We start from the raw sequence: 20,258 nt of genomic DNA on the forward strand, positions 1-20,258 counted from the left end.
GGGCTCCGCGGTGCCCGCCTCAGGGGGTGGGGGCGGGCTCGGGGGTGTCCGAGTGCTCGCGGCGGGCGAGCCGGTTCTTGCGGTGGCCGTACCCGAAGTAGATGACCGCGCCGATCAGCATCCAGGCGAGGAACCGCAGCCAGGTCTCCACCGACAGGTTCAGGCTCAGGTAGAGGCACGCCACGGCGGTGAGGATCGGCAACACCGGCGAGAACGGCACCTTGAACGGCCGCTCCAGGTCGGGCCGACGCTTGCGCAGGATCGGCACCGCGATCGCGACCAGCGTGAACGCGCAGAGCGCGCCGATGCTGACCAGGTCGGCCAGCGCCGACAGCGGAAGGAAACCGGCGAGCAGCGCCACCGCGACGGTCATGATGCCGGCGATCCGGTACGGGGTACCCCAGCGCGGGTGCACCTTGGCGATGGCGGGCGGGATGAGCCCGTCCCGGGCGATGGCGAAGCCGATCCGGCCCATGGCCACCAGGTCGACCAGGATCACGCTGGTGAGCCCGGCGACGGCGGCGATGGAGACGAGCACCGCGGCCCAGCCGGCGCCGACCGCCCGGAACGCGGACGCGATCGGCGCGCCCTCGTCGATCTCGGTGTACTTGACCATGCCGACCACGACCAGCGAGACGCCGATGTAGAGCACCGTGGAGATGAGCAGCGTGCCGAGCAGACCCAGCGGCAGGTCCCGCTTGGGCTTGCGGGTCTCCTCACCCAGGTTCGCCACGGCCTCGAACCCGGTGTACGCGAAGAACACCACTGCGGCGGCGGTGAGCACCCCGACGAAACCGAAGACGGAGGGCTCCAGCCCGAAGATGACCTGGGTGACCGGCTGCTTGATGCCGTCGTCCCCGGCGCCGGCCGGCTCGGCGGCCGGGATGAACGGGCTGAGGTTGGCCGCCTTGACGAAGAACAGCCCGGCGATGATGACGAAGGCGCAGATCGCCACCTTGACCAGCACGAGCAGGTTGGTGACCCGGGCGGACTCCCGGATGCCGACGATGGCGACCACGCCGAGCACCAGCACGATGCCGATCGCGCCGAGGTTGACGACGCTGCCCTCCTCGGCGAACCAGGCGCTGGGCAGGCCGAACAGGTCGGCGAGGTAGCCGGACCAGCCGCGGGCCACCACCGCCGCGCCGAGCGCGAACTCCAGCAGCAGGTCCCAGCCGATGATCCAGGCGACGATCTCGCCCATCGTCGCGTACGCGTAGGTGTAGGCGCTGCCGGCGGTCGGCACGCTGCTGGCCAGTTCGGCGTAGCAGAGCGCGGCGAGCAGCGCGACCAGGCCGGCGATGCCGAACGAGATCACCACGCCCGGCCCGGCGCTGTTGCGCGCCTCGACACCGGTGAGCGTGAAGATGCCGGTGCCGATCACGATGCCGATGCCGAAGCCCATCAGGTCGACCGCGCCGAGCCGGCGCCGCAGTCCCGGCTTGCCGTCCTCGCCGTCGGCGTCGCCCTGGGCGAGCACGTCCCCGATCGGCTTGGTTCGCAGGACCGACATCTGATCACCTCCCCCGCCGTGTGGCCGCCACGGTGGCGGTCTGTGACCGGGCTAGCTACCCAGCCGTTTTCCGCTCCAATCCCGCACGGCAGGTATCGGAATCGTCACGATCCGGCCGAGGTCGGACGGCGCGGGACATCGATCACCGGTCAAGGTCTTGCGCCGGACACGGATAGATGAAAGTTTCCTACCGGAGGCGTGGGCAGTGCGGCGAATCTTGCCGCAACCCCGCCCGCCGATCGTCCCCCCGGACCCGACGAAGGGACCGCACCGCATGAAGGCAACTCGGCTCGGAGCCGCCGCGCTGGCCGCGGCGTTGCTCAGCGCGCTGGTCGCCGGCACGCCGGCGCAGGCCGCACCCGACGACACCAGCACCGCCACTTCCCCCTCCACCGACTGCGTCACCGACCCGGCCACCCCCAAGCGCCAGTTCCGGGCCATGTGGATCGCGTCGGTGACGAACATCGACTGGCCCACAAAGGACTCCTGGACCGCGCCGGACCAGGTGGCCAAGCAGAAGGCCGAATACCTGGCCTGGCTCGACCTGGCCCAGAAGCTCAACCACAACGCCGTCGTGGTCCAGGTCCGCCCGACCGCCGACGCGTTCTGGCCCTCGCCGTACGAGCCGTGGTCGGAGTACCTGACCGGAGTACGCGGCAAGAACCCCGGCTGGGACCCGCTGGCCTTCCTGGTCGACGAGTCACACAAGCGCAACCTGGAGTTCCACGCCTGGTTCAACCCGTACCGCGTCTCCATGCCCGCGCCCGGCGGCGCCGGCGCCGACCTGTCGCAACTGGCCCCGGACAGCCCGGCCCGCCAGCACCCCGACTGGGTCTTCGCCTACCCGCCCGCCGGCGTCGCCGGCAGCCGGCTCTACTACAACCCCGGCGTCCCCGAGGTCCGCGAGTTCGTCCAGACCGCGATGATGGACGCGGTCAAGCGGTACGACATCGACGGCGTGCACTTCGACGACTACTTCTACCCGTACCCGAGCGGCACCCACCAGGTGCCCGACGACGCCACGTTCGCGGCGTACAACAGGGGCTTCACGGACAAGGCCGACTGGCGGCGGGACAACATCAACCTGCTGATCCAGGAGATGAACGCCAAGATCAAGGCAGTCAAGCCGTGGGTGAAGTTCGGCGTCAGCCCGTTCGGCATCTGGCGCAACGCGTCGGCCGACCCGAACGGCTCGGACACCACCGGCTCGCAGTCGTACGACATCATCTCCGCCGACTCCCGCAAGTGGGTGAAGGAGGAGTGGATCGACTACATCGTGCCGCAGCTCTACTGGTACATCGGCCAGTACCCGGCCGCGGACTACGCCCGGCTCGTGCCGTGGTGGGCCGAGCAGGTGCGCGGCACGCGGGTCCAGCTCTACATCGGCCAGGCCGACTACAAGAGCGGTGACCCGGCGTACGGGTCGTTCTGGATGAACCCGCAGGAGCTGTCGAACCACCTGACGCTCAACCGGTCGTACCCGGAGGTGCTCGGCAACGTGCACTTCTCCGCGGTGCAGGTACGGGCGAACCGGCTCGGCGCCACCGACATCTACGCCGCCGAGCACTACTCCCGCCCCGCGCTGGTGCCCACCATGACGCACCTGCCGCGCAAGCCGCTGCTGTTCCCGGTGGTCACCAAGGCCCAGCGGGAGGCGGGCGGGGTACGCCTGAGCTGGCGTCAGCCGGCCGACGGCAAGGGCCCGCTCGGCACCGCCGCGTCGTACGCGATCTACCGGTTCGACGGGCACGGCCTGGCCGGGCGCTGCGACTTCGCCGACGCCTCGCACCTGGTCGGCACCGTGCGGGCCACCGACGGCGCCGTGCAGTCCTGGGTGGACACCACGGCGGCCGACGGCGCCCGGTACACCTACTACGTGACCGCGCTGGACCGGCTGGCGAACGAGAGCCCGGCGAGCCCGCCGCGCTTCGTCCGCTGATTCACCCCGAATGCCCCCGGGCCGCCTCGCCGGTCCGGGGGCATTCGTCTGTTCAGGCGGATGTCAGCGAGCCGTTCCCCGGGGCATCGCCCCAGCTCACCCCTTTGATCGACACTTGTCGACACCCGGAGATCCCGGCCACCACCACGCGGAGGTTCCCGTGTCCCGTCGCCTCACCACCACCCTCGCCGCCGGCGCACTCGCCCTGCTCACCCTGCTCGGTCTGGCCACACCGGCCGCCGCCGCGGTGAGCACCCAGCAGAAGCTGTCCGTCCTGACCAGCTGGACGCAGACCAGCGCGTCCAGCTACAACGCCTGGAACAGCGCCCGGCAGAACCGGTCCCCCTGGACCGAGTACGGCTTCGACTGGTCCACCGACTACTGCTCGTCCAGCCCGGACAACCCGATCGGCTTCAACTTCAAGCTCTCCTGCTACCGGCACGACTTCGGCTACCGCAACCACAAGGCGATGGGCGTCTTCTCCGCCAACAAGGCCCGTCTGGACAACGCCTTCTACGCCGACCTGAAGCGGGTCTGCGCCACGTACAACACGGTGGTCCGGCCCGCCTGCTACAGCCTCGCCTGGACGTACTACCAGGCGGTGAGCGTCTTCGGTTCGGTCGCCGCCGTGTCCCCGGCCGACCTCGACCGCGCCGCCCGGATGAAGGCCGACGCCGAACGCCACGCCGCCGCCCGCGCCTGACGCACCACGCGGGGAGTCCGCCGCACGGCGGGCTCCCCGGCGCAGTACGGAACGGTCGCCCGCCTCAGCCCGCCGTGCTGCGCGGCTGGAACGCCGGCCAGGAGCCCTGCGCGGGAACGCCGAACCGGGGCGAGTCGGCGGCCAGGTCCGGATGCTCGACGTGCAGCGCCAGCGCCGCCACCTCGTCCAGCCGCAGCCCCGCCCCGGCGCCGTAGGCGGCGTCGAACGCCTCGTCGCCGAGCACCCGGCGCAGCTCCGCCTGCCGGGCCGCCCAGTACGGGCCGTATATCCCCGGCGTGGCCCGCAGGTTCGACCGGGTGGCCTGCGCCGCGCCGAACAGCCGGGCCGCGGAGAGCGCGTCCCCGGCCAGCGCGCAGCGCACCGCTATCGCGTTGATCGTGTCGCAGGCCCGGCCCAGGTAGCCGTGGCTCATCCGCGACCGCAACGCCACCAGCAGGTGCTCGTGCGCCGCCACCAGGTCACCCCGGGCCAGCGCCACCATCCCGAGCAGCATGTCCACCGAACGGCCGCCCCGCTCCGCCGGCCGCGACGCCTCGACCGGGCGGGCCGCGGCGAGGACCTCGGCGGCCTCGTCCAGCGCGCCCCGGCGCCAGAGCAGCTCGGCCAGGTTGTAGACGGCGAGCAGCGCGTCCCCGACCACGTCCTGCGCGTACGCCCAGTCGATCACCTCGCGGCAGACCCGCTCCGCCTCGGCGAACTGGCCCATGTCGACGAGCGGCGCGGCGCGCCCGGCCAGCACCCGGGCCAGCAGCCCCCGGTCACCGGACTGCCGGGCGGCCGCCTCGGCCCGCTGCGAGTACCGCAGCTCCTCGCCGAACTCGCCGTCCGCGCCCGCGTGCAGCGAATGCATGTGGTACGCGGCGGCCAGCTCGGCCTCCGGCATCACCTCGCCGGTCTCGGCGAGCCGGCCGTAGAGCCGGAACAGCCAGAGCCGCCCCTCCCGGGCCAGCCCGCGTTCCCGCCACCACTGGTCCAGGTCGCCGGCCAGGCGCAGCCCCGCCCGGGCGCTACCGCCGGTCGCGCACCAGCGCAGCGCGGCCCGCAACTCACCGGCCAGCGGATCCAGCGCGTACAGGGAGAGCGTCACCGGACGGCCGTCCGGCCCGAGGCACGCCCGGTCCAGCGCGTGCCGGCACCAGTCCACGTGCCGGTCCCGGGCGCTCTGCTCCTCGCCCGCCTCGACCAGCCGCCGGGCCGCGTACGCCCGGATCGGGTCGAGCATCCGGTACGTGCTGCCCGAGGCGTGCGGCTCGGCCAGCACCATCGACTTGTCCACGAGCACCGAGAGCGGGTCGAGCGGGTCCTCGCCGAGCAGCCACTGCACGGTGGGCAGGTCCACCGGTCCGGCGAACACCGCCATCCAGCGCAGCAGCCGGGCCGAACGCGCGCCGAGCGTCCGGTACGACCAGGTGACGGTCGCCTGGATGGTCAGGTGCCGCTCACTGGCCGAGCGCTGCACCGCGCGGGTCGCCGGCGTGGGCGGTGCGGCGCCGGTCGCCGCGGCCACCAGGTCCACGGTGTCCTGCTGGTTGCCGCTCCAGCCCGCCTCCACCGGCGGCGGCTCCGCCGTCTCCCGTCCCGCGTCGAGCGTGCCCAGCATGTCGTCCAGCCGCTCCGCCAGCTGCCCGGCGGAGAGCACCCGCAGCCGGGCGGCGGCCAGCTCTATGGCCAGCGGCAGCCCGTCCAGGCGGCGGACCACCCGGTGCAGGTCGGCCTGCTCGGCCGCCTCCGGCGCCCGCCCGCCCCGGGCCACCGCCGTGCGGTCCAGCAGCAACGCCACCGCGTCACTGCCACCGTCGGGCCCCTCGTCCACCGACAGCGGCGGGATCCGCCACACCACCTCACCTGGTACGCCGAACGACTCCCGGCTGGTCGCCAGCACCCGTACGCCCCGGCCACCGGCCAGCAGCCGGCTGATCACCTCGGCCGACGCCGCGGTCTGGGCGTCACAGGTGTCCAGCAGCACGAGCATCCGGCGCGGCGCCGCGTACTCGACGAGGGTGTCGAGCATCGGCCGGCCGGGCTCCGGGCGGAGGCCGAGCACGGCGGCGATCTCGAACGCCACGAGCCCCGGGTCGGTCACCGCGGCGATGTCGACGAACCAGACCCCGTCCGGGTAGTCCTCCACGATCCCGGAGGCCAGCTCCACGGCCAGCCGGGTCTTGCCGGCGCCGCCCGCGCCGAGCACCGTCACCAGGCGGTACGCCTCGACCAGCCGGCCCAGCTCGGCGCGCTCGGCCTGCCGGCCGACGAACGAGGTGACCTGGGTGGGCAGGTTGTGAGCCGCCGCGTCGGCGGTGCGCGGGCGCGGGAAACGCCGCTCCAGACCGGGCGCGACGAGCTGGAACAGCCGCTCCCGGTCGTCGAAGCCACGCAGCCGGTGCAGGCCGAGGTCCAGCAGGGACACACCGTCCGGCAGCGGTTCGGCGTGCTTGGCGGTGGCGGCCGAGCAGAGCACCTGCCCGCCGTGCGCGGCGGCGGCCACCCGGGCGGCCCGGTGCACCTCGGGGCTGGCGTACTCGCCGTCGCGCGGCTCGGCGTAGCCGGTGTGCAGTCCCATCCGGACCCGGGGCGTGGCGTCCGGGTTGGGCCAGTCGTGACCGGCGAGCGCGCGCTGCGCGGTCAGGCAGGCGTGCACCGCGGCGGCGGCGTCCGGAAACGCGAGGAAGAACGAGTCGCCCTCGGTCAGCAGCTCGGCCCCGTCGGTGCCGGCGAGCGTGTCCCGCAGCAGCCGGCGATGCTCGTGCAGCACCGGCCGGTAGACCGGGCCCAGCATCCGGGCCAGCCGGGTCGAACCTTCGATGTCGGTGAACACGAAGGTCACCCACCCGCTCGGGAGGTGGTGTTCTGGCGACATACGTCGAACCTCCGCCCGCTGACGTCGGATTCATGCTGCCCTATGATCGCGCCGTCACGCATCGTGAGAACGGTTGGGCGGATTCCGACCCAAGGTGCCAAAAGATCACACGGGCGGCAAGAGCCGGTTCGACCCGCGGGACGAGCGGCGGAAACTCAGCAGCCGCAGGATCCGCCGCAGCAACCTCCACCGCTGGGAATCCCACCAGTCGGGCCGGAACCACCACGCCCGGTGACGGCGACAGCGGAGAGCAGCTTCACCGTGTCGGCGTGACCCCGCGGGCAGGTGGCCGGCTGGGCGGCCTCGGCCATCGGGCGGTTGACCTCGAAGGTGTCGCCGCAGGCGCGGCAACGGAACTCGTACCGGGGCATGACATCAGCGTACGGCGGACCTGACGCCGTCACACGGATGGGTGATACTCGACGGGTGGTGGACGGCGAACGGCGAGCGACGGCCCGGCCCCTGCGACCCGCCGTGCCGCCCGACGGCGACGCCCGGCCCGTCCCGCGTCCCCGCCGCGAGCGCGACCCCATTCCCCCGAAGCCGCCCGCCGGCCCGGCCCGCGACCCGGACGCCACGGCTGGCGAGCCGAGCACGGACCCGGACCCGGGCGCGAATCCGCAGCCCGAGCCGGACGCGAAGCAGGGGCGCACGCCCGCCGCCGGAGCCGACACGGACACCAAGGCTGACGCGGGCGCCCCGTCCGGCGAGAAGCCGGAGGCGAAGGCCGAGGCGGCGGACGACGCGCAGCCGGCCGGCGGGCGACGTCGGCGCGTGCCGTTCGCGCACGCCGTCCGCACCCGCCCGCGGCAGCTCGCCGTCGGCGCGGCCAACGCCACCCGCGCCTGGTCCCGCCGCCCCGCCGGGCGGACCACGCTGCCGGCGCTGTTCCTGCTCGCCCTGGTCGGCGCCGCCACCACGGCCGGCGCGGTGATCGTGCCGGCCGCCGTCGGCAGGCCGGCGTCGGTCGACGAGGCCCTGCCGGAGCCGACCGTGGCGCGGACCGCCGCGCCCGCCGCGACGCCCCTGTTCCCGGACCCGTCCGGGCTGTCCGGCACCGCCGCGCCGACCGGAACGCCGCTGCCCGGCGGCGTGACTGTCGCACCGCCCACCGGTCGTCCCGCCGACGCCCTCGCCGACTGGGCGAGGCGGGTCAGCGCGGTCACCGCCATCCCGGTGGTGGCGCTCCAGGCGTACGCCTACGCCGAGCTGGTGCTCGCCCAGACCAACCGTGCCTGCCAGCTGAGCTGGACCACGCTCGCCGCCATCGGGCACGTCGAGTCCGGGCACGGCTCGGCCAACGGCGCCACGCTCGGGCCCGACGGCCGGGCCCTGCCGGAGATCAAGGGGCAGCCGCTCGACGGGCAGGGCGGCCGGTCCCGGATCCTCGACACCGACCAGGGGCAGCTCGACGGCGACCGCGTCTACGACCGGGCGCTCGGGCCGATGCAGTTCATCCCGACCACCTGGCAGGAGATCGGCGCGGACGCGGACAACGACGGCGTGAAGAACCCCCACGACATCGACGACGCGGCGCTGGCCGCCGGCCAGTATCTGTGCAAGGGCGGCCGGAACATGACCATCCCGGGTGACTGGTGGGGGGCCATCCTCTCGTACAACGATGTGCGCCGGTACGCCCAGGCGGTCTTCGACAAGGCCGACGAGTACGGCAGGCTCAGCCGCAACGTGAGGTGACCGCTCGCGTACATTCGCGGACTGAACCCTTCCCCCCGGCAGCGGTTGACGGCAAGCTAGACGGGTGATGGTGCGCGAGTGGAACCCTCGGACCGCCTCGTCCGCCGAGATCGCGTCCCTGCTGGACACGCTGAACGCGGTCCTGGCGGCCGACCTGCCGCAGGACCCGCCCTGGCAGGAGAGCTCCATGCGGGAGTACCTGTCCGAGGTGATGCCCGGCGAGCGGCGGATCTCCTGGGTGGCTCAGGAGGACGACGCTCCGGACGGCACGCCCGGAGCGATCGTCGGGCATGTGCACGTGCTGCTGCTGGGCGGCATCGGCGTACTGGAGGTGCTGGTGCATCCGGCGGTCCGGCGCACCGGGCTCGGCCGTGAGCTGGTCCGGGTGGCCGCCCGCCGGGTCTGGGACGAGGGCTTCCAGTCGATCGGCGTGGAGGTGGTCGGCGACACCCCGGCCGTGGCGTTCTACGAGTCGCTGGGCTTCACCCGCGACTATGTGGAGACCCGCAGCGTGCTCGACCTGCGTACGGTGGACTGGCCGGCGCTGACCGAGATGGCCGCCGAGGTGGGCGCGGGCTATCACGTGGAGTTCTGGCCCGGCGGGCCGCCGGACGAGCTGCTCGAGGCGTACGCGCGGGCCAAGGCCGAGGTGCGCGACTCCGACGACGTGGAACTGCGGCCCAGCTCCTACGACCCGGACCGGCTGCGGGACAGTCTCGCCACGTTGCACCGGCGCGGCATGAAGCCGTACATCGTGCTGGCGTTGCACGAGCGGACCGGGGACGTGGCCGGGCTGACCGAGGTGGTGGTGCCGGCGCAGCACCCGACCCGGGCCGACCAGTACGACACGATCGTCGTCCACGACCACCGTGGTTACGGCATCGACCGGGCCATCAAGGCGCGGATGCTGCTGGAGCTGCGCTCGGCCGAGCCCCAGCTGGTCGAGGTGCAGACCTGGAACGCGCAGGACAACGAGTCGATGCTGAAGGTCAACGCCGAGCTGGGTTACCGCCCCGACCGCGACTGGTGCGAGTACGGGGTGGACGTCGCCGAACTGGTGCACCGGCTGGACAGTCACCGCTGACCGTTCACCGGACGGCCACCGAAGGGCTGGACGGTGGACCCACGAGACCCTTAACGTTCGTTAGTTCCTGTCCACCCACCGTGGAGGCCCCATGCGCCCGCGCCGCACCCTCGCCGCGCTCGCGACCACCGCCGCCGTCACCCTCACGGCGATCGCTGTCGCATCCCCCGCGGCCAGCGCCGCGCCCACCGACCTGCTCATTTCCGAGTACGTCGAGGGGTCGTCCAACAACAAGGCCGTCGAGCTGTACAACGGCACCGGCGCCCCGATCGACCTGGCTGCCGCGGGCTACCAGCTCCAGCTCTACTTCAACGGCGCCAGCACGTCGACGAACATCGCGCTGACCGGCACCGTCGCCGCCGGGGACGTGTTCGTCTTCGCCGCCGCGTCGGCCGCGCCCGCGATCCTCGCCCAGGCCGACCAGACGTACGGCGGGTCGCTGTTCAACGGCGACGACGCGATCGTGCTGCGCAAGGGTGACACGGTGGTCGACTCCCTCGGCCAGGTCGGCGTCGACCCGGGCACCGAGTGGGGCAGCGGGCTCACCAGCACCGCCGACAACACGTTGCGCCGGCTGCCCTCGGTGACCGCCGGCGACACCGACCCGGCGGACCCGTTCGACCCGGCCGCGCAGTGGGCCGGCTTCGCCACCGACACGTTCGACGGGCTGGGCAGCCACACCGTCGGCGGAGGCGGCCCGGTCGACCAGCCGCCGACGCTGGCCTGCGGCGGCGCGCTGACGCTGTCGGCGGGCGCCACCGCGACCCGCGAGGTGACCGCGACCGACGCCGACGACACGATCACCGACCTCGCGGTCACCGCCGTCGTGCCGGCTCCGGCGAGCGGCTCGATCAGCCGTACCGCGTTCACCCCGGCGGCCGGGGACGGCGGCACGGCCACCGCCACGCTGACCGCCACCGGCCTGCCGGCCGGCAGCTACGCGGTCACGGTGACCGCCACCGACGACGACGGCGACACCGCCACCTGCACGCTCTCCGTGCAGGCCACCAGCGTGCTGTCGATCGGCGAGGTGCAGGGCCGCACCGGCGACGACGAGGACGGCCGCGCCGACCGGTCGCCGCTCGCCCCGGCCAGCGGCAACGGCACCAGCTCCCAGTTGTACGACGTGCGCGGCGTCATCACCGGCATGTCGCTGACCCGCAGCTCGGCCGGGGCCGACCAGTGGGGCTTCTACCTGCAGAGCCGGCTCGGCACCGAGGACGGCGACCCGCTCACCTCCGACGGGCTGTTCGTCTTCATGGGCTCGTTCACCACGCTGATCGGCGGGTACGCCCCCACCGTCGGCGACGAGGTAGTGCTGCGCGGCCGGGTCTCCGAGTACTTCAACCAGACCCAGCTCTCCGGCGCCTCGCTGGTCCGCAAGCTCGACTCCGGCCTCGACGTGGACACCGCGGTCCGGGTCGACGACGCGGTCCCGCCGGCCGAGGCGGCCGCCGCCGACCTGTACTGGGAGCGGCACGAGGGCGAGCGGATGCGGGTACGCGCCGGCAGCGGCGTATCCGCGCCCCGGCACATCTACTCCTCCACCGCCGACTCCGAGATCTACGTGCTGGACCGGGAGGACCCGGTCATGAAGCGGTCCGACCCGTACGCCCGCCGGGTGTTCCGGGACGCGCACCCGCTCGACGACATCCCCGGCACGCTCTTCGACAACGGCAACAACCAGCGCATCCTGCTGGGAGCGGGCGGCGTGAAGGCGGCCGCCGGTGACTCCCGCGCGCTGCTGCCCGAGGCGCGCACGTTCGACACGCTGACCGAGGACGCCTACGGCTCCGTGTCGTACGCGTTCAGCAAGTACAGCGTGCAGCCCGAGCAGCTCACCCTGACCGGTGGCGCGGACCCGGCCGCGAACCACCCGCCGCAGCCGGCCGACCGCGGCAGCGAGGTCGCGATCGCCACCTACAACGTGGAGAACCTGTACGACTACCGGGACGACCCGTTCGACGGCTGCGACTTCGCCGGCAACACCGGATGTACGGGGGTCAGCCCGCCGTTCGACTACGTGCCGGCGAGCCAGGAGGCGTACGCCGCCAAGCTGGCCGCGCAGGCCCGGCAGATCGTCAACTCGCTGCACAGCCCGGACCTGATCCTGGTGCAGGAGGCCGAGGACCAGGACATCTGCTCGGTGGTCGACGGCGCCCTGGCGTGCGGTGACACGAACAACGCCGACGGCGCGCCGGACACCGTGCAGGAGCTGGCGCTGGCCATCGCGGCCAACGGCGGCCCCGCCTACGCCGCCGCGTACGACCGCACCGGCGCGGACGCCCGCGGCATCGCCTCGGCGTTCCTCTACCGCACCGACCGGCTCACGCTGGCCGAGGCGACCGCCGCGGACCCGCTGCTGGGCTCCGCGCCGACCGTCCAGTACCGCTCGGCGGCGCTCGCGTCCAACACGGACGTGCAGAACCCGAAGGCGTTCAACGCGGTGCTGCCCGCCGACGTGGACCGGTCGACCGGCGTGGACGGCAGCAACGTCTACACCCGCGCGGCCCAGCTGGCCCGGTTCACTGTCAAGGCCGCGCCCGGCTCGACCGAGCGGTTCACGCTCTGGGCGGTCGCCAACCACTTCTCGTCCGGGCCGGACAGCCGGGTCGGGCAGCGCCGCGAGCAGGCCGCGTACGGCGCCGCGATCGTCGCGGCGGTCGAGGCGAGCGACCCGAACGCCCGCGTGGTCTACGGCGGCGACCTGAACGTGTTCCCCCGCCCGGACGACCCGATCGCCACCGCACAGAACCCGACCCCGTCGGACCAGCTCGCCCCGCTGTACGAGGCCGGGCTGCACAACCTCTGGGACGATCTGGTGGCGGACGCGCCCGCGTCGGCGTACTCGTACACCTTCAGCGGCCAGGCGCAGACGCTGGACAACCTGTTCGTGAACGACCCGATGCACGACGACCTGGTGCAGGTACGGACGGCGCACATCAACGCCGACTATCCGACCGACGCGCCGGAGCTGGGTGACCGGGGCGCCAGCGACCACGACCCGCAGGTGGCCCGGTTCCGGTCGCGTGCCTCGCTGCGGGTGGCCGACACCTCGGTGGCAGAGGGCGACAAGGGCACCCGCGCGATGACGTTCACCGTCACCGTGTCCCGCCCGCTCTCCGAGCCGGCGTTGATCTGCGCGACCACCTACGGCACGACCGCCCAGGCCGGGTCGGACTACGACCCGTACGTGGGTTGCAAGCTGCTCCCCGCGGGCCAGACCTCGCTGGCGTTCCCGGTCACCGTGCGCGGCGACCGCAAGCGCGAGGCGGACGAGAAGCTCACGCTGTACGTGGCGGGTGTGCCGGGCCTGCGGCTGGCCGACCCGTCCGGCGTCGGGACGATCCTGAACGACGACTGACAGGTGTTCCGGGCGGCGGCCCGTCGATTCGCTCATGGGCGGATCGGCGGGCCGCCGCGGTATCCGCACCGCTGCGGATCGGGCGGGGGCGGCACGTTCCGGTACTTGGCCACCCGCACCTCCCACTGGCTGCGGCGGCGCAGCGCGTCCCGGACCGCCCGGTCGCGGTAGAAGGTCTCCGGCGGGCGGGCCAGCCCGTACCGGTCGGCCCACCACTCCCCCGGCTCCGGGTCGGTGACGACGTCGAGGTGGGACGGGTACCGCCGCTCCGCGCCGTCACGCAGGTCGGCCCGGTCACGCATCGGCTTGAGCACCGTGCCGGCCTCGTCGACGACCACGAGCCGGAAGCCGGCCGTGCCCACGATGCGCGACAGCATGGCCAGGCTCGGCGTCAGGCTGCCCGCCTCGATCCGCCCGACCGTGCTCGGATGCACCCGGGCGAACCGGGCCAGCTCACGCTGGCTGGCGTCGGCCCGGCGACGCACCGCCCGGATGATCCCCGACGCCGGGAACGGGACGTCGAACGGCTCGGTGAGCAGCGCCGGCCCGCCGCCCTCCGCAAGCCCGCCCTCCACCGCCGGCCCGCCGTCAGCCGCTGTCACGGGGGTCGCTGGGGTCGCTGCCGGTACTGCGGTCGCCCAACTCCCGGGAGTCGCTGAGGGCACGGCCGTCGCGCAGGTCACGCAGGCAGCGGCCGTCGCGGAGATTGCGCATGGTGCTTCCGGCGCGGCGCAGGCACCTGTGCCGGTGGCCGCCTCCGGCCCGGTGTCGGCGATGTCTGTCACGCCGCCCACGGTCCCGCCTGCCGCATCGGCCCGGCAACCCCGCTCCGCACCCCTGTGGAAAACCTGGAATCCGCCGCCCGACCAGACCTCGCCGTGCGTCAACCACCCCACTCAAGGCACACGGAGCGTAACATCACTGTGCGTTAGCCAGTACTGCCGAAGCGAACGCCGCACACTCAAGACAAATAACAACCAATCCGGACACAACGCTCGGAATAGCCGAGCCAAGGAAGACCACCTCAGTCGACTTTGCTCTGCAGCCTTCGAAGCACTGCTTACGCTTCGTGACAGTTGCGCCCGTGGCTGCAGAGCAAAGTCGGCTGAGGGGCATAGCGCCTGCCGCCCTGAAAACTACTGTGAGCTACCGCGTCTGGCTGTGGACAACTTGAGGCAACGCACCGCCCGCGGATCTCACCGACGCGCCACGACACGCGCGCCGGCGCGAGCCCGCCCCGGGTCCGACGCCGGGCGGCCGGGCGAGGGTCAGTAGCGCTCGCGCAGCAGCTGGGCCGCCTCGACCGCCCAGTAGGTGAGGATGATCTGCGCACCGGCCCGGCGGATCGAGGTGAGCGTCTCCAGCATCACCCGCTCCCGGTCGATCCAGCCGTTCGCGGCGGCCGCCTCGACCATCGCGTACTCGCCGGAGACCTGGTAGGCGGCGACCGGGACGTCCACCGCGGCCCGGACCGCCGACACCACGTCGAGGTAGGGCAGCGCGGGCTTCACCATCACCATGTCGGCGCCCTCGGCCACGTCCAGCTCGACCTCGCGCAGCGACTCGCGCAGGTTCGCCGGGTCCTGCTGGTAGGTACGCCGGTCGCCCTCCAGCGCCGACTCCACCGCGTCGCGGAACGGGCCGTAGAAGGCGGAGGCGTACTTCACCGCGTACGCGAGCACCGAGACGTCCTGGTGCCCGGCGGCGTCGAGCGCCTTGCGGACCACGCCGACCTGGCCGTCCATCATCCCGGACGGGCCGACCACGTGGACCCCGGCGGCGGCCTGGGCCACCGCCATGTCGGCGTACGCGGCGAGCGTGGCGTCGTTGTCGACCCCGCCGTCCGCGGTGAGCAGGCCGCAGTGCCCGTGCGAGGTGAACTCGTCCAGGCAGAGGTCGCTCATCACCACAGTCGCGTCACCGACCTCGGCGACCACGTCCCGGATCGCCACGTTCAGGATGCCCGCCGGGTCGACACCGCCGGAGCCGGTCTCGTCGCGCGTCGCCGGCACCCCGAACAGCATGATCCCGCCGACCCCGGCCTGGACCGCTTCGACGGCGGCCTTGCGCAGCGAGTCCCGGGAGTGCTGGAGCACTCCCGGGAGCGACGCGATCGCCCTCGGCTCGGTCAGCCCCTCCTTGACGAACATCGGCACGACCAGTTCGGCCGGGTCGACGCGGGTCTCGGAGACCAGCCGCCGCACGGCCGCGTTGCGACGCAGCCGGCGGGGCCGGATCTCGGGGTACGGCATGAGGGAGCCTCCTGTCAGCGGAACCTCAGGGCGGTCGGGCCCTGCACCTTGGAGCCCCGGCGCTGCTTCGCCGGCATGGCGGCGAGCTTCTCCCGCAGTTCGACGGCGTAGGCGGCGAGCGCCTCCACCAGGTCGGGCACCGAGGCGTGCGGCGGCTGCACGTCGACCCGCAGGCCGAACTCGGTGGCGGTCTCCGCCGTCTTGGGCCCGATCACTGCAACAACCGTGCGCGCATGCGGCTTCCCGGCGATACCGACAAGGTTCCGCACCGTGGACGACGAGGTGAACAGCACGGCGTCGAACCCGCCCGACTTGATCGCGTCGCGGATCTCGGCCGGCGGCGGGGCCGCCCGCACCGTCCGGTACGCGGTCACGTCGTCGACCTCCCAGCCCCGCTCGGTGAGCCCGGCGGCAAGCGTCTCGGTCGCGATGTCGGCGCGCGGCAGCAGCACCCGGCCGACCGGGTCGAGGACCTCGTCGTGCGGCGAGAACTCGGCCAGCAGGCCCTCGGAGGACTGCTCCCCGGAGGGGATCAGCTCCGGCTGGATGCCGAACGCGCGGACCGCCTCGGCGGTGGCGTCACCGATACAGGCGATCTTGACGCCGCCGAAGTGACGGGCGTCTAGGCCGTGCTCGGCGAACTTCTCCCACACCGCCCGGACCGCGTTGACCGAGGTGAAGATCACCCAGGCGTAGCGGCCGTCGACCAGGCCCTTGACCGCCCGCTCCATCTGCGCCGGGGTACGCGGCGGCTCGACCGCGATGGTCGGCACCTCGCACGGGATCGCCCCGTACGCGCGCAGCCGGGCGCTCATCACGCCGGCCTGCTCCTTGGTGCGGGGCACCAGCACCTTCCAGCCGTACAGCGGGCGGTTCTCCCACCAGCTCAGCTTGTCGCGGTCGGTGACGGCCGCGCCGACGGTGAGCACCACCCGGCCGGTGAAGCCGAGCGCCGCCGCGACGAAGGAGTCGACAGTCGACGTGGTGGTGTACTGCGTCTCGCCGGTGCCGTCGCCGGTCACCCCGACCGCTGTGGTGCCGTCGACGCCGGCGGCCAGCAGGCCGTCCCGGACGGCGGCCAGGTCACCGGCGTCCACGGCGAGCGCCAGCGAACCCCGGCCCACGGCCGTGGCGAGCGCGTCGAAGTCGAGCGCGGTGACGTCCTCGACGTCGGCGGCGGTGCGTACGCCCGGCAGCGGGACGCCCGCGTAGGTGGCCACGCCCTCGGCCTGGCCGACGCCCGGCACCACCTCGAAGTGCGCTGCGGTACGCGCGACCGCCTGCACCTCCTTGACCACCGAGTCGTGGCCGAACGGGTCACCGGCGACCAGGTGCACGGCGTTCTGCCCGGACCGGGCCGCGGAGATCAGCACCTTCGCCACGTCCCCCGGCACGCCCTCGGCGGGGCTGAACTCGGCGTCGGGCCGGGCCTGGGCGCGTACGTGCGCCAGGAGCGACTCGGGTACGCCCCGGTCGTAGACCACCTGGTCGGCCTCGACCAGGGCGTCCAGCGCCCGGCGGGTCAGCAGGCCGGGGTCGCCGGGACCGGCCCCGACGAAAGCGATCTGGCCTACGGGCTTACGGGTGCGGGTCATTCTGTGCTCCCAAGTTGCTGGGTCCCCGGGCCGGCCTGTGCGTCCTGGCCGAGGATCGAGTCGGCGCCGAGTTCGAGGAGTTCGGCGGCGAGTGCCTTGCCGATCTCCGCCGCGTCGGCGGGCGTTCCGGTGCGGGACAGCCGGAGGTCACGCGAACCGTCCGGGCTGATCACCGCACCGCGCAGGTAGATCTCCTGAATCACGTCGCCCTCGTCGGTGGGCTCGCCTTCGGCGAGGACGGCGTACGCGGCCACGGGTGCGCTGCATCCTGCCTCCAGGGTGGCCAGCAGCGCCCGTTCCGCGGTGATCGCGGCGCGGGACGGCTCGTGGTCGAGCAGCGCGAGCATCTCGATCACGTCCTGGTCGTCGGCCCGGCACTCGACGGCCAGCGCGCCCTGAGCGGGCGCGGGCAGCATGAGCATCGGGTCGAGCGTCTCGGTGATGACGTCGGCGCGGCCGATCCGGTTGAGCCCGGCGCGGGCCAGCACGACGGCGTCGAGGTCGGCGTCCGGGCCGAGCACCCGGCTGAGCCGGGTGTCGATGTTGCCCCGGATCGGGGTGACCTCCAACTGCATGCCCAGCGCGTGCAGCTGGGCGATCCGGCGCAGCGCGCCGGTGCCGACGCGGGCGCCGGGGGGCAGCTCGGCGAGCGTACGGCCGTCGGTGGCCACCAGCGCGTCGCGCGGGTCCTGCCGGGGCGGCACGGCCGCGACGTGCAGGCCGGGCGCCGCCGCGGTGGGCAGGTCCTTGTACGAGTGGACGGCGAAGTCGATCTCACCGGCGGTCAGCGCGTCGCGCAGCGCGGACACGAACACGCCGACGCCGAGTCGCTGCACCGGGGCGGTCGACTTGTCCCCGGCGGTCACCACCTCGACCAGCTCGACCGGGCGGCCGGTGGCCGCGGTGAGGGCTTCGGCCACGTGGCCGGACTGGGCCATCGCCAGGGCGCTGCCCCGGGTGCCGAGGCGCAGTGGGGCGGTCATCGCGCACCTCCGGTGGGCGGGATGTCGGCGGCGTCGAACGACGGCCGCCCGTCGAGATCGGTGGCGACCACGTCGGGAACGGTGTCGACCGGGGACGTCTGCGGAACGTCCAGGTCGAACAGCTCGCGCAGCAGCGCCGCGTACTGGTCGCCGCCGGGCTCGGCGGCGAGCTGGCGGACCCGTACGGTCGGCTGGTGCAGCAGTCGCTGGACGACCCGGTGCACGGTCCGGGCCACCTCGGCGCGCTGGTCGTCGCTGAGGTCGGGGCGGCGCTGGCCGAGCCGGCGCAGCTCGGTGGCGACCACGTCGTCGGCCCGGCCGCGCAGGGCGGCCACCGTCGGCGCCACGTCGGCGCCGCGCAGCCAGCTCAGGAACGACTCGACCTCACCGGCGACGATCCGGGCCACCTCGGCGGCGTCGGCGGCGGCCGGCCCGTCGGCGAGCACGGCGGCCATCCGGTCGATGTCGACGACCTCGACGCCGGGCAGCTCGGCGACGCCGGGCTCGACGTCGCGCGGTACGGCCAGGTCGAGCAGGACCAGCGGGCCGCGGTCGGCGTCCCGGCGGGCCAGTGCCCGGGTCACCACGTCGCGGGTGAGCACCGGCTCGGTGGCGGCGGTGGCGGCGACCACGACGTCGACGTCGGCGAGCGCGGTGATCAGCTCGGCCATCGGCACGGCGGACGCGCCGTACGACTCGGCGAGCCGGACGGCACGGGCGGCGCCCCGGTTGGTCACGGTGAGCGGGCCGGCGCCCAGCCGGGACAGCGTGGCCACGCCCAGCGAGCCCATCGCGCCCGCGCCGACGATCATCGCGGGCCGCCCGGCCAGCTCGCCGTCGAGCATCTCGGCGGCGAGGTCCAGGGCGGCGGTGACGACGCTCTGCCCGGCCCGGTCGATGTTGGTCTCGGCGTGCGCGCGCTTGCCGACCCGCAGCGCCTGCTGCATCAGCTCGTGCAGCAGGCGGCCGGCCGAGTCGGCGCCACCGGCGGAGTGGTAGGCGTCGCGGAGCTGGCCGAGGATCTGCGCCTCGCCGACCACCATCGAGTCGAGCCCGGCGGCCACCCGGAAGACGTGGTCCACGGCGGCGGCGTCGTAGTGCACGTAGAGGTGCGGGGCGAGCGCCGCCGGCTGGCACCCGGCCTGGTCGGCCAGGACCGCGCAGATGTCGCCGAGTCCGCCGTGGAACCCGGAGACGGCGGCGTAGACCTCCACCCGGTTGCAGGTGGAGACCAGGACGGCCTCGGCGACGTACGGCTGGGCGATCAGGCGGTCCAGCGTCCGGGTGAGGTCGGCGGGCGGGACGGCGAGCTGTTCCAGGGTGGCGACCGGGGCGGTGCGGTAGGACGCGCCGACGACGAGCAGTTTCACGTGCCGATCGCCTCCTGGGTGTCGGTGGCCGCGAGTCCGCCGGGCAGGGCGGTGAGGGCGGTCCCGCCGGTGGCGGGGAGCGCGGTCAGCGACGCCTTGCGGTGCTCGTGGAAGGACAGGATCTGCAGCTCGATGGCGAGGTCGACCTTGCGCACGTCGACCCCGTCCGGGACCGAGAGTACGCAGGGCGCGAAGTTGAGGATGCTCGTCACGCCGACGGCGACCAGCTGATCGGCGACCGCCTGGGCGGCCGGGGCGGGCGTGGCGATGACGCCGATCGAGATCGATTCCTCGGCGACCACCTGGGGCAGGTCGTCGATGTGCTGGACGACGAGTCCGTTGATCCGCTCGCCGACCCGGGACCGGTCGGCGTCGAGGAGCGCGGCGATACGGAAGCCGCGGTTGGCGAAGCCGTCGTAGCCGGCCAGCGCGTGACCGAGGTTACCCACGCCGACGAGCGCGACGGCCCGGCACTGGGTGAGCCCGAGCACCGAGGAGATCTGGTCGACCAGGAGCGCCACGTCGTAGCCGACGCCCCGGGTGCCGTACGAGCCGAGGTGAGACAGGTCCTTGCGGAGCTTCGCGGAGTTGACGCCTGCCGCGTTGGCGAGCCCTTCGCTGGACACCGTCTCGTGCCCGGAGTCGGCGAGCGTGTGCAGCGCACGCAGGTATTCCGGGAGCCGGGACACGGTCGCCTCGGGCAGGTCCGGAAGCGCCGGTACGGCACCGGTGCGGCCGGGCGCGCCTGGTTGACGGTGCTGACTCATGAGACTCCGTGCGGTGCGATCCTCGACCAGCGACGGGGGCCGGTCGTTTCGGGACTCCCGCTGGCGACCGAGATTGCCGGCTGTGCTAGCAGGGCGCGTCGGAACTACAGAGTAG

General features: G+C 73.4%; 15 protein-coding genes. 5 read left to right on the top strand and 10 right to left on the bottom strand.

The window, feature by feature from the left end; translation table 11 throughout:
- Positions 1 to 19: 19 nt before the first annotated feature.
- Positions 20 to 1,513, bottom strand: a complete 1,494-nt coding sequence (locus PVK74_RS18290) for an amino acid permease (RefSeq protein WP_043328110.1) — start codon at positions 1,511 to 1,513, stop codon at positions 20 to 22.
- 274 nt (positions 1,514 to 1,787) lie between these two features.
- Between PVK74_RS18290 and PVK74_RS18295 the strand changes: the two genes are divergently transcribed.
- The gene (locus PVK74_RS18295; RefSeq protein WP_043328108.1) at positions 1,788 to 3,452 is read left to right on the top strand and encodes a glycoside hydrolase family 10-like protein; all 1,665 of its coding nucleotides are present in this window, start codon (positions 1,788 to 1,790) and stop codon (positions 3,450 to 3,452) included.
- A 160-nt stretch (positions 3,453 to 3,612) separates the two neighbouring features.
- Complete coding sequence (locus tag PVK74_RS18300; protein WP_274476868.1) at positions 3,613 to 4,155, top strand: phospholipase; 543 nt, start codon at positions 3,613 to 3,615, stop codon at positions 4,153 to 4,155.
- Between the two features lie 64 nt (positions 4,156 to 4,219).
- On the opposite strand, the gene PVK74_RS18305 is transcribed toward PVK74_RS18300, so the two are convergent.
- Positions 4,220 to 7,033 (bottom strand): ATP-binding protein, encoded by a 2,814-nt coding sequence (locus PVK74_RS18305; RefSeq protein WP_069087771.1) that lies wholly within the window; start codon positions 7,031 to 7,033, stop codon positions 4,220 to 4,222.
- A gap of 155 nt (positions 7,034 to 7,188) precedes the next feature.
- Positions 7,189 to 7,404, bottom strand: coding sequence for an FmdB family zinc ribbon protein (locus PVK74_RS18310; protein WP_043328103.1), 216 nt, complete (start codon positions 7,402 to 7,404; stop codon positions 7,189 to 7,191).
- 37 nt (positions 7,405 to 7,441) lie between these two features.
- Between PVK74_RS18310 and PVK74_RS18315 the strand changes: the two genes are divergently transcribed.
- The 3 genes from PVK74_RS18315 to PVK74_RS18325 all read left to right on the top strand — a co-directional run bounded on the left by PVK74_RS18315 (position 7,442) and on the right by PVK74_RS18325 (position 13,176).
- Complete coding sequence (locus PVK74_RS18315) at positions 7,442 to 8,728, top strand: lytic transglycosylase domain-containing protein (RefSeq protein ID WP_233607904.1); 1,287 nt, start codon at positions 7,442 to 7,444, stop codon at positions 8,726 to 8,728.
- Positions 8,729 to 8,795: 67 nt separating this feature from the next.
- Positions 8,796 to 9,812 carry a GNAT family N-acetyltransferase gene (locus tag PVK74_RS18320; protein ID WP_043328100.1) on the top strand — a complete coding sequence of 339 codons (1,017 nt, stop codon included), beginning with the start codon at positions 8,796 to 8,798 and terminating at the stop codon, positions 9,810 to 9,812.
- Positions 9,813 to 9,903: 91 nt separating this feature from the next.
- On the top strand, positions 9,904 to 13,176 hold the full coding sequence (locus PVK74_RS18325) for a lamin tail domain-containing protein (RefSeq protein WP_274476871.1): 3,273 nt from the start codon (positions 9,904 to 9,906) through the stop codon (positions 13,174 to 13,176).
- Positions 13,177 to 13,208: 32 nt separating this feature from the next.
- On the opposite strand, the gene PVK74_RS18330 is transcribed toward PVK74_RS18325, so the two are convergent.
- The 7 genes from PVK74_RS18330 to PVK74_RS18360 form a co-directional block, all read right to left on the bottom strand.
- Positions 13,209 to 13,778 carry a helix-turn-helix domain-containing protein gene (locus PVK74_RS18330; protein ID WP_274476872.1) on the bottom strand — a complete coding sequence of 190 codons (570 nt, stop codon included), beginning with the start codon at positions 13,776 to 13,778 and terminating at the stop codon, positions 13,209 to 13,211.
- Positions 13,765 to 13,890 (bottom strand): hypothetical protein, encoded by a 126-nt coding sequence (locus PVK74_RS18335; RefSeq protein ID WP_274476873.1) that lies wholly within the window; start codon positions 13,888 to 13,890, stop codon positions 13,765 to 13,767. Before PVK74_RS18335 ends, PVK74_RS18330 begins: the two co-directional genes overlap by 14 nt.
- A gap of 554 nt (positions 13,891 to 14,444) precedes the next feature.
- Complete coding sequence (gene hemB / locus PVK74_RS18340; protein WP_187692939.1) at positions 14,445 to 15,428, bottom strand: porphobilinogen synthase; 984 nt, start codon at positions 15,426 to 15,428, stop codon at positions 14,445 to 14,447.
- A gap of 14 nt (positions 15,429 to 15,442) precedes the next feature.
- On the bottom strand, positions 15,443 to 17,023 hold the full coding sequence (locus tag PVK74_RS18345; RefSeq protein WP_030502883.1) for a bifunctional uroporphyrinogen-III C-methyltransferase/uroporphyrinogen-III synthase: 1,581 nt from the start codon (positions 17,021 to 17,023) through the stop codon (positions 15,443 to 15,445).
- On the bottom strand, positions 17,020 to 18,006 hold the full coding sequence (gene hemC / locus PVK74_RS18350) for a hydroxymethylbilane synthase (RefSeq protein ID WP_064446671.1): 987 nt from the start codon (positions 18,004 to 18,006) through the stop codon (positions 17,020 to 17,022). Before hemC ends, PVK74_RS18345 begins: the two co-directional genes overlap by 4 nt.
- Positions 18,003 to 19,376 (bottom strand): glutamyl-tRNA reductase, encoded by a 1,374-nt coding sequence (locus PVK74_RS18355; RefSeq protein WP_043328095.1) that lies wholly within the window; start codon positions 19,374 to 19,376, stop codon positions 18,003 to 18,005. The genes hemC and PVK74_RS18355 overlap by 4 nt, the downstream gene beginning before the upstream one ends.
- Positions 19,373 to 20,143 carry a redox-sensing transcriptional repressor Rex gene (locus PVK74_RS18360; protein WP_043328093.1) on the bottom strand — a complete coding sequence of 257 codons (771 nt, stop codon included), beginning with the start codon at positions 20,141 to 20,143 and terminating at the stop codon, positions 19,373 to 19,375. Before PVK74_RS18360 ends, PVK74_RS18355 begins: the two co-directional genes overlap by 4 nt.
- Between the last annotated feature and the right edge of the window lie 115 nt (positions 20,144 to 20,258).

It is taken from the genome of Micromonospora chalcea (assembly GCF_028768405.1).
GTDB classification, from domain to species: domain Bacteria; phylum Actinomycetota; class Actinomycetes; order Mycobacteriales; family Micromonosporaceae; genus Micromonospora; species Micromonospora chalcea.

What these genes read in the sequence shown, in the direction of transcription:
- PVK74_RS18295 (WP_043328108.1), top strand. Translation starts at nt 1,788, where the DNA reads ATGAAGGCAACTCGGCTCGGAGCCGCCGCGCTGGCCGCGGCGTTGCTC.
- PVK74_RS18335 (WP_274476873.1), bottom strand. Translation starts at nt 13,890, where the DNA reads ATGCGCAATCTCCGCGACGGCCGCTGCCTGCGTGACCTGCGCGACGGC.
- PVK74_RS18360 (WP_043328093.1), bottom strand. Translation starts at nt 20,143, where the DNA reads ATGAGTCAGCACCGTCAACCAGGCGCGCCCGGCCGCACCGGTGCCGTA.
- PVK74_RS18320 (WP_043328100.1), top strand. Translation starts at nt 8,796, where the DNA reads ATGGTGCGCGAGTGGAACCCTCGGACCGCCTCGTCCGCCGAGATCGCG.
- PVK74_RS18315 (WP_233607904.1), top strand. Translation starts at nt 7,442, where the DNA reads ATGGGTGATACTCGACGGGTGGTGGACGGCGAACGGCGAGCGACGGCC.
- hemC (WP_064446671.1), bottom strand. Translation starts at nt 18,006, where the DNA reads ATGACCGCCCCACTGCGCCTCGGCACCCGGGGCAGCGCCCTGGCGATG.
- PVK74_RS18290 (WP_043328110.1), bottom strand. Translation starts at nt 1,513, where the DNA reads ATGTCGGTCCTGCGAACCAAGCCGATCGGGGACGTGCTCGCCCAGGGC.
- PVK74_RS18325 (WP_274476871.1), top strand. Translation starts at nt 9,904, where the DNA reads ATGCGCCCGCGCCGCACCCTCGCCGCGCTCGCGACCACCGCCGCCGTC.
- PVK74_RS18345 (WP_030502883.1), bottom strand. Translation starts at nt 17,023, where the DNA reads ATGACCCGCACCCGTAAGCCCGTAGGCCAGATCGCTTTCGTCGGGGCC.
- PVK74_RS18310 (WP_043328103.1), bottom strand. Translation starts at nt 7,404, where the DNA reads ATGCCCCGGTACGAGTTCCGTTGCCGCGCCTGCGGCGACACCTTCGAG.
- PVK74_RS18305 (WP_069087771.1), bottom strand. Translation starts at nt 7,033, where the DNA reads ATGTCGCCAGAACACCACCTCCCGAGCGGGTGGGTGACCTTCGTGTTC.
- hemB (WP_187692939.1), bottom strand. Translation starts at nt 15,428, where the DNA reads ATGCCGTACCCCGAGATCCGGCCCCGCCGGCTGCGTCGCAACGCGGCC.